11 protein-coding genes are annotated in these 10,269 nt (G+C 59.9%); 9 read left to right on the top strand and 2 right to left on the bottom strand.

Going from position 1 to position 10,269, the window contains the following annotated elements:
• Window positions 1–265: 265 nt before the first annotated feature.
• Both P0D70_RS35485 and P0D70_RS35480 read right to left on the bottom strand, forming a co-directional pair.
• The gene (locus P0D70_RS35485; RefSeq protein ID WP_408187948.1) at window positions 266–1,282 is read right to left on the bottom strand and encodes an HpcH/HpaI aldolase/citrate lyase family protein; all 1,017 of its coding nucleotides are present in this window, start codon (window positions 1,280–1,282) and stop codon (window positions 266–268) included.
• A gap of 269 nt (window positions 1,283–1,551) precedes the next feature.
• Window positions 1,552–2,535 carry a malate dehydrogenase gene (locus P0D70_RS35480; RefSeq protein ID WP_007178772.1) on the bottom strand — a complete coding sequence of 328 codons (984 nt, stop codon included), beginning with the start codon at window positions 2,533–2,535 and terminating at the stop codon, window positions 1,552–1,554.
• Window positions 2,536–3,028: 493 nt separating this feature from the next.
• Here P0D70_RS35480 and P0D70_RS35475 point away from each other — a divergent pair, with 493 nt between their 5' ends.
• From P0D70_RS35475 to P0D70_RS35435, 9 genes are all read left to right on the top strand, one after another.
• Window positions 3,029–3,829 (top strand): GntR family transcriptional regulator, encoded by an 801-nt coding sequence (locus P0D70_RS35475; RefSeq protein ID WP_091804898.1) that lies wholly within the window; start codon window positions 3,029–3,031, stop codon window positions 3,827–3,829.
• A 168-nt stretch (window positions 3,830–3,997) separates the two neighbouring features.
• Window positions 3,998–4,414, top strand: coding sequence for a succinate dehydrogenase, cytochrome b556 subunit (gene sdhC / locus P0D70_RS35470; protein ID WP_091804894.1), 417 nt, complete (start codon window positions 3,998–4,000; stop codon window positions 4,412–4,414).
• A gap of 3 nt (window positions 4,415–4,417) precedes the next feature.
• The gene (gene sdhD / locus P0D70_RS35465; protein WP_091804890.1) at window positions 4,418–4,786 is read left to right on the top strand and encodes a succinate dehydrogenase, hydrophobic membrane anchor protein; all 369 of its coding nucleotides are present in this window, start codon (window positions 4,418–4,420) and stop codon (window positions 4,784–4,786) included.
• 4 nt (window positions 4,787–4,790) lie between these two features.
• On the top strand, window positions 4,791–6,566 hold the full coding sequence (gene sdhA / locus P0D70_RS35460) for a succinate dehydrogenase flavoprotein subunit (RefSeq protein ID WP_091804886.1): 1,776 nt from the start codon (window positions 4,791–4,793) through the stop codon (window positions 6,564–6,566).
• A gap of 24 nt (window positions 6,567–6,590) precedes the next feature.
• Window positions 6,591–7,295 carry a succinate dehydrogenase iron-sulfur subunit gene (locus P0D70_RS35455; RefSeq protein ID WP_012428644.1) on the top strand — a complete coding sequence of 235 codons (705 nt, stop codon included), beginning with the start codon at window positions 6,591–6,593 and terminating at the stop codon, window positions 7,293–7,295.
• A 67-nt stretch (window positions 7,296–7,362) separates the two neighbouring features.
• The gene (locus tag P0D70_RS35450) at window positions 7,363–8,121 is read left to right on the top strand and encodes an RNA polymerase sigma factor (protein ID WP_408187947.1); all 759 of its coding nucleotides are present in this window, start codon (window positions 7,363–7,365) and stop codon (window positions 8,119–8,121) included.
• A 117-nt stretch (window positions 8,122–8,238) separates the two neighbouring features.
• Window positions 8,239–9,315, top strand: a complete 1,077-nt coding sequence (gene hemH, locus P0D70_RS35445) for a ferrochelatase (RefSeq protein ID WP_408187946.1) — start codon at window positions 8,239–8,241, stop codon at window positions 9,313–9,315.
• Between the two features lie 150 nt (window positions 9,316–9,465).
• A complete protein-coding gene (locus P0D70_RS35440; protein WP_408187945.1) occupies window positions 9,466–9,660 on the top strand; it encodes a DUF2256 domain-containing protein in 195 nt (64 codons plus the stop codon).
• On the top strand, window positions 9,653–10,269 hold a 617-nt coding region (locus P0D70_RS35435; RefSeq protein WP_408187944.1), incomplete at its 3' end, for a cryptochrome/photolyase family protein. The genes P0D70_RS35440 and P0D70_RS35435, both read left to right, overlap by 8 nt.

The following is a 10,269-nucleotide window of genomic DNA, read 5'->3' as shown; positions in this document are numbered from 1 at the left end:
GTTGCCTGCCGTCACGCCGGACAGGGCGACCGATTTCTTCGGTTTGAAGCCGCTTTGGGGTTCGTTGCCGCCTTGTGCACCGGCGGTTTGCGTTGTCTCGCTCATCTCCCGCAATCTCCTTTGTGCCTGCTCATTGCTTCTGGTTGACCTACGCCTTCGACGTCGCTCGCCCGCAGCGCCAGATGATTCAGTGTTTCGATTGCAAGACGGTGTACAGGTACACCATTCAACGCCGCCGTGCCGATCGCCGCTTGGACGCGCATGCTCATGATGCGGCGTGCACGTTAGTGCCCACTTTCGCGAAGAGCGGCGCGGCGTCTTGCGGGACGGTGCGACCGGTGGCTTGCGCGCGACGCAGCACCGACCAGTAATAGCGATAGCTCGCCCGATCATGCAGCGTGTCGTGATGGCGCGTCGGGCCCCATTGGGCGGACTGCGCGGCCAGCAGGATTTCGGTGGCCGTGGCGATCTCTTCGTCGCGCGGCGCGAACGCGGCGACGATCGACTCGATTTGCGCCGGGTGGATGCTCCACATGCGCGTGTAGCCGAACTCGTTGCGGGCACGCGCGGCGTCGTTTGCCACCACGCTCATGTCGCGCACTTCCGTGCTGACGTTGTGCGATGGCACTTTGCCGTAGGCATGGCAAGCCGCCGAGATTTCCAGCTTCGCACGTCGCACCAGCGGATGATCGAACTGGCCGGGCGAGCGCATGGCCGTGTCGGGAATCGCGCCGTCGTGCGCGGAGACGAAGTCCATTAGCCCGAAGCTCAGCGCTTCCACACCGGGCAGTGCGGCCAGATCGAACACGCGCGTCAGCGCGCCGTGCGTCTCGACCAGCAATTGCACCGGCACCGGTTGCTCGATACCGAGTTCGCGGCGCGTGGCCTCGATGAACGCGACCATTTCGGCGGCATCGGGGACGTTGCGGATTTTCGGCAAGGTGATGTAAGCAGGCGCTCGCTTCGCGGCACGCAGAATGAGGCGGACGTCGTCGCGCCAGTGCGCGTGCTCGAAGTCGTGAATTCGCACGCCGACGCGGCCAAAGCGGTCATGCTCGCTGCCGAGCAGGGAGGCGACCAGTTCCGCGTGCTGTGCTTCGCGGCCGACCTGCGCGCCGTCTTCGCAATCGAGCGTGATATCGAACACCGGGCCGATCTGTTGCTGCAACGCGAGCGATTTCAGCATCAGCTTTTCGCTGCCGGCGTAGTGATCGCAGGCAGGCAGCACAGCGGGCGGCACTTCGCCGTCAAACAGCACTTCGGCGGGTGTGAGGGCGCGCATCTTCGGCGTCAGGGTGTGGGTAGGGTTTGGAAAAACTGTTTGGAGAAATCTGATTCGGGCGCGCTCTGCCAGACCGTCGCGGCAACTGCCCAAAACGCGCTCGAATCAGATGCGAACAACTGCGTTCGCACAAAAAAAAACCGGAACCCGCCACGTTGATGTCTGGGAGCACCCAGACCTTTCGCTTTGCGCCAAGCCCCCAAGCGGGATAACAAGCTTGGGGCGGCCCGGCGTTTTCTCAGGAGTTCCGGTTTGTCTGCATCAGCCGCTTAGCCGAGCAGATGTTGAACGCCGTCGCGCTCTTCCAGCAGTTCCTGCAGCGTGCCGTCCATCTTCTCGCGCGAGAATGCGTCGATTTCCAGACCTTCGACGCGCTTGTACTCGCCGTTTTCGCACGTAACCGGCACACCGTAGATGATGTCTTCCGGGATGCCGTACGAACCGTCCGACGGAATACCCATGGTGACCCACTTGCCGTTCGTGCCGAGCACCCAGTCACGCACGTGGTCGATTGCCGCGTTAGCCGCCGACGCCGCTGACGACAGGCCGCGTGCTTCGATGATCGCCGCGCCGCGCTTGCCGACGGTCGGGATGAACGTGTTGCGGTTCCATTCTTCGTCGTTGATCAGCTTGGTCAGGTCCTGACCTTCTGCCGTTGCAACGCGGAAGTCCGGGTACATGGTCGGCGAGTGGTTGCCCCACACGGCCAGCTTTTCGATCGAAGCGACCGGCTTGCCCGACTTGGCCGCCAGTTGCGACAGCGCGCGGTTGTGGTCCAGACGCAGCATGGCGGTGAAGTTCTTCTTCGGCAGATCCGGCGCCGACTTCATGGCGATGTAAGCGTTCGTGTTGGCCGGGTTGCCGACCACCAGAACCTTCACGTCGCGGCTGGCGACTTCGTTCAGCGCCTTGCCCTGAACCGTGAAGATTTCGGCGTTCGCCGACAGCAGGTCCTTACGTTCCATGCCTTTCGAACGCGGACGGGCGCCGACCAGCAGGGCCACGTCTGCATCCTTGAATGCGACCTTGGGATCGTCGGTGATCACGACGCCCGACAGCAGCGGGAATGCGCAATCATCCAGTTCCATCACGACGCCTTTGACGGCGCCTTGTGCTTGCGGCAGGTCGAGCAGTTGCAGGATAACCGGCTGATCCTTGCCGAGCAGGTCGCCATTGGCGATGCGGAACAGCAGGGAGTAAGCAATTTGACCTGCGGCGCCGGTGACGGCAACGCGCTTTGCGGGCTTAGCCATTGAGAAATCTCCAGGACGATGCGTTAGACGCTAGGGAAAACGCCATTCTATATGCGCGTTCAGCGAAGCGTTATGAAACACGGCGGAATTCACTGTTCGCGGACTGCCTCGTAATCTGCCGAGGGCGAGCGGCGCGTTGCGGCGAGACCGCCGTGCCGGAAACCTGTACAACTGCATGGGAGCGGGAATACGAAGCGCCGGGTAGCCGCTGCACGGTGCGGGCTCCTGCAAACAGCGCGTTTCGGCAAGCGTCTGGCCAATGAATGGCGGCGAAATCGAAACCTGAACTGCTGGGAACAGCATGGTGCAGGGTGGCTGCCGGGGCGTCGCGGCGCTGCGCGAAACAGCCTCCGAAAACCCGCAAACCCTTGTTCGACAAGGAGTGTAGGAGTCGCTAGACACAAAGTCAACATTATCTTATGTCTTATATAAGACATATCTATTGAGGGGAAAACCCTAGACGCGGCCCAGCCCTTTATGATGAAATGCGCGGATGAATTCGAACCCGGCGAACACCACGAATCCGAACGGCCAAGGCGCCGCAGGCGAGGGTGTACCCGCTGCCGCCCCGGCCACGTCGCCCACTTTCAGCCCTTTGTATCAGCAGATCAAGGGGCTGATCACGCAGAGCCTTGAAAGCGGCGAGTGGAAGCCGGGCGAGATCATTCCTAGTGAAGTCGAATTGGCGGCCAGATACAAGGTCAGCCAGGGAACGGTGCGCAAAGCGATCGACGAACTTGCTGCCGACAACCTGCTGGTGCGCCGCCAGGGCAAGGGCACTTTTGTTGCAACGCACAACGAAGACCGCGCCCAGTTTCGCTTCCTCCGATTGCTGGCCGATGACGGAGCGGAACACCCGCACGTGAGCCGCCTGCTCGAGTGCCGGCGTTTGCGCGCTTCGGCGGACATCGCACGGCAACTCGACCTGAAACCCGCCGATCCGGTTGTATTGATCAAGCGATTGCTGCAGTTCGACGGCGAAGTCACTGTGCTCGACGAAATCTGGCTGCCCGGCGCCGTGTTTCGCGGCCTCACGCTCGAGCGGTTGTCGGAGTATAAAGGTCCACTCTACGCGATGTTCGAGACGGAATTCGGCACGCGCATGATCCGCGCAACGGAGAAGATCCGCGCGGTGGCGGCCGAGCCCGCCGTGGCCGACCTGCTGCACGTGCCGGCGGGTTTTCCGCTGCTATCGGTCGAGCGCGTGTCCTATACATACGGAGACCGGCCGGTCGAAGTGCGCCGTGGTTGGTATGTCACAACCGGGTACTACTATCAGAACGATCTAAGTTGAAACGGGTTTGAAACGGTTTGAATGAGGGCGCCGCGTCCCGCGCGCGTGCCTGTTTGAAGGCGCCTTTATCGCGCAGGCTGCAACGGACTACTCGTGGTTTTCGCTGCAGCGCGATATAAAAAGGCGCTAAAATTGCGGATTAGTGTGACTACATAGTAGGGGTCTAGCATGGCTGAAGCCGTAAAAAAACCGAGGCCGGAATTCCGGAACATCGGTATCGGGCAGATATTGACTGCGTACCGTCTCCCGCTAGCGGGGCGAGTATCGATCTTGCACCGCGTGAGCGGTGGTCTGCTTTTTGTTTTTCTTCCGTTCCTGCTGTACCTCTTCGATCAGAGTCTGACTTCTGAACTCAGCTTCGAAGTCTTCAAAGGCTTCCTCTCCAACATCGTCGTCAAGCTCATCACGCTCGTTCTCGCGTGGGCCTTCCTGTTCCACTTCTGCGCCGGCGTCCGTCACCTGTTGATGGACACGAACCACAATGCGGTCACGAAGGAAAAAGGCAAGTCGACCTCTATCGTGGTTCTCGTCGTGTCGTCGCTGCTCACCATCGCATTCGCGGCAAAACTGTTCGGAGCATTCTAAAAAATGTCAGCTAATAACCGAATCGGTTCGAAGCGTCTTGTCGTCGGCGCGCATTACGGTCTGCGCGACTGGCTCGCCCAGCGCATTACCGCCACGATCATGGCGATCTACACGGTGATCCTGCTCGTCTGGTTCTTCGGCGCGCGCGATTTTTCGTATGAAGGCTGGGCGTCGATCTTCGCGACGCAATGGATGAAGCTCGCCACGTTCGTCACGCTGCTCTCGCTGTTCTATCACGCCTGGGTTGGTATCCGCGACATCTGGATGGACTATGTGAAGCCCGTTGGCACGCGCCTGTTCCTTCAGGCGCTGACGATCGTCTGGCTGCTCGCATGTGCGGGCTACGCTGCGCAGATTCTCTGGAGAGTGTAAAAGAATGGCTGCAATCAAGAATTCTCTGCCGCGTCGCAAGTTTGACGTGGTTATCGTCGGCGCAGGCGGCTCGGGGATGCGCGCTTCGCTGCAACTCGCGCGCGCTGGTCTGTCGGTTTGCGTGCTGTCCAAGGTGTTCCCGACGCGTTCGCACACGGTCGCTGCCCAAGGCGGCATCGGCGCTTCGCTCGGCAACATGAGCGAAGACAACTGGCACTATCACTTCTACGACACGATCAAGGGCTCCGACTGGCTCGGCGACCAGGACGCGATCGAGTTCATGTGCCGCGAAGCACCGAACGCAGTTTACGAACTCGAACACTTCGGCATGCCGTTCGACCGTAACGCCGACGGCACGATTTACCAGCGCCCGTTCGGCGGCCACACCGCCAACTACGGCGAAAAGCCGGTGCAACGCGCTTGCGCGGCGGCTGACCGTACCGGTCACGCGCTGCTGCACACGCTGTATCAGCAGAACGTCGAGGCCAAGACGCAGTTCTTCGTCGAATGGATGGCGCTGGATCTGATCCGCGACGCCGAAGGCGACGTGCTCGGCGTGACCGCGCTGGAAATGGAAACCGGCGACGTCTACATTCTCGAAGGCAAGACCACGCTGTTCGCCACGGGCGGCGCGGGCCGCATCTTCGCGGCGTCCACCAATGCGTTCATCAACACCGGTGACGGCCTGGGTATGGCGGCGCGCTCGGGCATCGCACTGCAAGACATGGAATTCTGGCAATTCCACCCGACCGGCGTGGCCGGCGCGGGCGTGCTGATTACCGAAGGCGTGCGCGGCGAAGGCGGCATTCTGCGTAACTCGAACGGCGAGCGTTTCATGGAACGCTACGCGCCTACCCTGAAGGATCTGGCGCCGCGCGACTTCGTTTCGCGTTCGATGGACCAGGAAATCAAGGAAGGCCGCGGCGTGGGTCCGAACAAGGACCACGTGCTGCTCGACCTGTCGCACATCGGCGCCGAGACGATCATGAAGCGTCTGCCGTCGATCCGCGAAATCGCGCTGAAGTTCGCGAACGTCGACTGTATCAAGGAGCCGATCCCGGTCGTGCCGACCATCCACTATCAGATGGGCGGCATTCCGACGAACATTCACGGCCAGGTCGTGGGTACGTCGAAGGGTCACGAAGAGCCGGTCAACGGTTTTTACGCAGTGGGCGAATGCTCGTGCGTGTCGGTGCACGGTGCGAACCGTCTCGGTACGAACTCGCTGCTCGACCTGGTGGTGTTCGGCCGCGCCGCCGGCAATCACATCGTCAAGCACGTGAAGGAAATCAAGGAGCACAAGCCGCTGCCGGCCGACGCCGCTGATTTCGCGCTGTCGCGTCTGGCGAAGCTGGAAAGCTCGTCCTCAGGCGAGTACGCGCAATCGGTCGCAAACGACATCCGCGGCACGATGCAGAAACACGCTGGCGTGTTCCGTACCTCGGCGTTGCTGTCCGAAGGCGTCGAGCGCATCCGCGAAGTGGCTGACCGCGTCGACAGCATCCATCTGAAGGACAAGTCGAAGGTGTTCAACACGGCACGTGTCGAAGCGCTGGAAGTGGCGAACCTGATCGAAGTGGCCCGCGCCACGATGGTTTCGGCCGAAGCGCGTAAGGAAAGCCGTGGCGCGCACGCGCAGAACGACTTCGAACATCGCGACGACGAAAACTGGCTGCGCCATACGCTGTGGTTCAGCGAAGGCGATCGCCTCGACTACAAGCCGGTTCACATGCAACCGCTGACGGTCGAATCGGTTCCGCCGAAAGCGCGGACCTTCTAAGGCACAAGTCAAAGGAATTCAGAAATGGCAAAGCGTACATTTGAAATTTATCGCTACGACCCGGACAAGGACGCAGCGCCGCGCATGCAAACGTACGAGATCGAAATCGACTCGCACGAACGCATGTTGCTCGACGCGCTGCTGAAGTTGAAGGCAGTTGACGAAACGCTGTCGTTCCGGCGCTCGTGCCGTGAAGGCGTGTGCGGTTCGGACGCCATGAACATCAATGGCAAGAACGGTCTGGCCTGCCTGCAGAACATGAACGATCTGCCGCAAAAGATCGTGCTGCGTCCGCTGCCGGGACTGCCGGTCATTCGCGACCTGATCGTCGACATGACGCAGTTCTTCAACCAGTATCACTCGATCAAGCCGTACCTGATCAACGATACGCCGCCGCCGGAAAAGGAACGTCTGCAGTCGCCGGAAGAACGCGACGAGCTCGACGGCCTGTACGAATGTATTCTGTGCGCTAGCTGCTCGACTTCGTGCCCGAGCTTCTGGTGGAATCCGGACAAGTTCGTTGGTCCGGCCGGCCTGTTGCAAGCCTACCGTTTCATCGCGGACAGCCGCGACGAAGCGACCGGCGAACGCCTCGACAACCTGGAAGATCCGTACCGTCTGTTCCGTTGCCATACCATCATGAATTGCGTCGACGTTTGCCCGAAGGGCCTGAACCCGACCAAGGCGATTGGCAAGATCAAGGAATTGATGGTTCGCCGCGCTGTTTGAGATGGACGATACATCGCATCAGTCCGGCTCTTTCCGCCTGTCGGGTTATCCCGCTGTGGAGAGCCCTGTGCCAGAGAAGGATGATTCGAAAAAGGCGCGCTCCAGTCAATCGGATGAACTGGATCGAGCTCTGCTGTCAGACCTCCTCGAACGCACGGGCAGCAAGGACGAACGGGCTTTTGAGCGCTTGTATAAAGTCGCTTCTCCATCGCTATTCGGCCTTGCGTTGCGTATCACCCGAAAGCGTGAGTGGGCGGAGGAAGTTCTGCAGGAAAGCTTCGTCAAGGTCTGGTGCTATGCGAGGTCATACGATCCCGCGTTATCGTCGCCGCTGACCTGGATGTTCACCATTGTCAGAAATCAGTCTGTTGACATGATTCGCCGCACGCCTCCGGCTGAAGCAATACCTGAAGATTTTGACTGCATCGATACGTCGTCCAATGTTCTCCCTGATCAATTGCTTGAACGGGCGCTGGAGTCAGCACGCCTGTCCACCTGTCTGGCACAGCTGATTCCCATGCAACGCCAGGCAATAGCGCTTGCCTTCTTTGATGACAAGTCGCATTCGGAGATTGCCGAGGCGCTTGCGGTTCCTCTGGGTACCGTGAAATCGTGGATCCGGCGCGGTCTGACTTCAATTGGCAACATATTTGAATCGAATGAGCGCAGGGACAGCAGGATCCAAAAACGTCGCATACACCCGGGTACGGCCATCGCCGGCGATCGCAGCTCATGCAGCGTTGGGCGAGGGCGGCCACATTCAGAGGGTAATTCTTCCTTCGACGCCTCGACCACTAATGGCCGCAAATACGCGCTCATGGATTGAACCTGGCGATATCGAGCAATGATCCGGATGGGGAGGTCGTCGAAGTCAATATTGCGGTCATGCGGAACGGAAAACATAGGTTATGGGTTCAGTCTTTTTTATCCGGCGAATATAGACATGGGTTTTGACATCGAACTGCCGTTCACATCCGGCACACCATCTCGTGTCGCGGTGCTGATTGTCAATCTGGGTACGCCCGATGAGCCAACCCCGGGTGCGGTCCGCCGCTACCTCGCACAGTTTTTGTCAGACAGGCGAGTCGTCGAGGTTCCATTTCTGATCTGGCAGGTTATCCTGCGATTTTTCATTCTCCCGCTGCGCGGACGCGCATCAGCAAAAAAATACGCCTCAATCTGGACGCCCGAGGGCTCACCTTTGCGTGCCAATACGGAAAGACAGGTGAACGCGCTGCGACATAGTTTGCGTCTGCGTGGCCATCAGACAATCGTTGACTACGCCATGCGCTACGGCACACCTGCCATTCCGGACGTAATCACCCGTTTGAAACTTGAAGGGGTAGAGCGTGTGATGCTAATGCCGCTGTATCCGCAATATTCGTCTTCCACGACGGCTACCGCCGTAGACGAAGTGATGGTCGCGCTGCGACGGATGCGAAACCAGCCAGCACTTCGCACGGTCCGCGACTTTTGCGATCATCCTGACTACATCGCAGCCCTTGCGGCGCAGGTCAGAGAGTACTGGCGATCGCATGGGCAGCCCGATTTTGCAGCGGGAGACCGGTTGGTGCTTAGTTTCCACGGCGTACCCCAGAGGGTAGTCGACCAGGGGGACCCCTACCACACCCAATGCCTGCTGACCGCGAATCTGCTCAAGGATGCTTTGAATCTGAGTTCGGCCGAGTGCCAGACTACCTTTCAGTCACGATTTGGCCCTGCGCAGTGGCTACAGCCTTACACTGCGGCGACGTTAAAAGAGCTGGCGGAATCGGGGGTGCGTCGCGCAGACGTCTTTTGCCCCGGTTTTGTTGCCGATTGCCTTGAAACAGTGGAGGAAATTGGCGTGGAAGTACGGGACGAGTTCCTCAAGGCTGGAGGACAGGAGTTTCACCATATCCCCTGTCTCAATGACTCGCCGTGGTGGATAAGCGCACTCAGCGCAATCGTGACGGATAACCTTCGAGGCTGGCCAACACGCTCCGTTGCGCAATCCATTGGCAACGCTCATTGTAGCTGATTGAGGAACAGTGGCTCAGTGTTTGATTTTTGTCGCACAAGGCTGCATCAACCGCGTTTCACCAACTGCCACGCGTGAGAACCAGCCTGCAGGAGCGGGGGCATTACTTAACAAAGATTGAATCGGTTGAAACGAGCCAATTTCCGAGCCATGCAAAAAGTAAAGTCCACTGTGGGTGTTCATGACAGGGCTGACCGGCATCGAGGTAACAAAGCTTCGTTGCCGGTCAAGCTATGCGTCGTTTGCGGCTTACCCATGAGCTGGCGTCGTCGCTGGGCCAGGAACTGGTCTGATGTGAAATATTGCTCGGACGCTTGCAGACGGGGCAAGGGGCGCCATGGCTAATCTGCGCTCCCTGGTTATCGTGCTGGGTGATCAGCTTGACCTTGATGCGGCCGCATTCGACGGATTCGACCCGGAACAGGACTCAGTCTGGATGGCAGAGGTCGCCGAGGAGTCGACGCACGTATGGTCCAGCAAGCAGCGCACGGCGCTGTTCCTATCCGCTATGCGCCATTTCGCGCTGAGTGCGCAGGAGGCGGGCCGGGACCTCGTCTACACGCGGCTTGATGCCGTCAACAACGCCGGCAGTCTCGGCGCGCAACTGCACGCCGACCTTCTGCGGCTAAGGCCTGCCCGCCTGATCATGACAGCCCCGGGCGACTGGCGCGTGCTGCAGGCGATCAAGACTATTGCTGCGGCCAGCTCGATACCGCTGGACGTGCGAGTGGACCGCCACTTCTTTACCAGCGTGCGTGAGTTTGCGGCCCATGCCAAAGGCCGGAAAGTCCTGCGGATGGAGTACTTCTATCGGGAGCAGCGCAAGCGTCATCAGGTGCTGATGGAGGGCGGCGGGCTGTCTGACGAGCCGCTGGGTGGACGGTGGAACTTCGACAGCCTCAATCGCGAGACCTTTGGTGCCGAGGGGCCGGGGTTCGTGCCGCCGCGCGTCTG

This window comes from Paraburkholderia sp. RL17-381-BIF-C (assembly GCF_046026435.1).
Taxonomy (GTDB): Bacteria; Pseudomonadota; Gammaproteobacteria; order Burkholderiales; family Burkholderiaceae; genus Paraburkholderia.
The sequence above is the reverse complement of the archived record's forward strand: the minus strand, read 5'-3'. Positions and strand labels throughout refer to the sequence as shown.

Bases quoted from the DNA above. Each gene is read 5' to 3' on its own strand.
- P0D70_RS35485 (WP_408187948.1), bottom strand. From the start codon at position 1,282: ATGCGCGCCCTCACACCCGCCGAAGTGCTGTTTGACGGCGAAGTGCCG.
- P0D70_RS35480 (WP_007178772.1), bottom strand. From the start codon at position 2,535: ATGGCTAAGCCCGCAAAGCGCGTTGCCGTCACCGGCGCCGCAGGTCAA.
- P0D70_RS35475 (WP_091804898.1), top strand. From the start codon at position 3,029: ATGAATTCGAACCCGGCGAACACCACGAATCCGAACGGCCAAGGCGCC.
- sdhC (WP_091804894.1), top strand. From the start codon at position 3,998: ATGGCTGAAGCCGTAAAAAAACCGAGGCCGGAATTCCGGAACATCGGT.
- sdhD (WP_091804890.1), top strand. From the start codon at position 4,418: ATGTCAGCTAATAACCGAATCGGTTCGAAGCGTCTTGTCGTCGGCGCG.
- sdhA (WP_091804886.1), top strand. From the start codon at position 4,791: ATGGCTGCAATCAAGAATTCTCTGCCGCGTCGCAAGTTTGACGTGGTT.
- P0D70_RS35455 (WP_012428644.1), top strand. From the start codon at position 6,591: ATGGCAAAGCGTACATTTGAAATTTATCGCTACGACCCGGACAAGGAC.
- hemH (WP_408187946.1), top strand. From the start codon at position 8,239: ATGGGTTTTGACATCGAACTGCCGTTCACATCCGGCACACCATCTCGT.
- P0D70_RS35440 (WP_408187945.1), top strand. From the start codon at position 9,466: ATGCAAAAAGTAAAGTCCACTGTGGGTGTTCATGACAGGGCTGACCGG.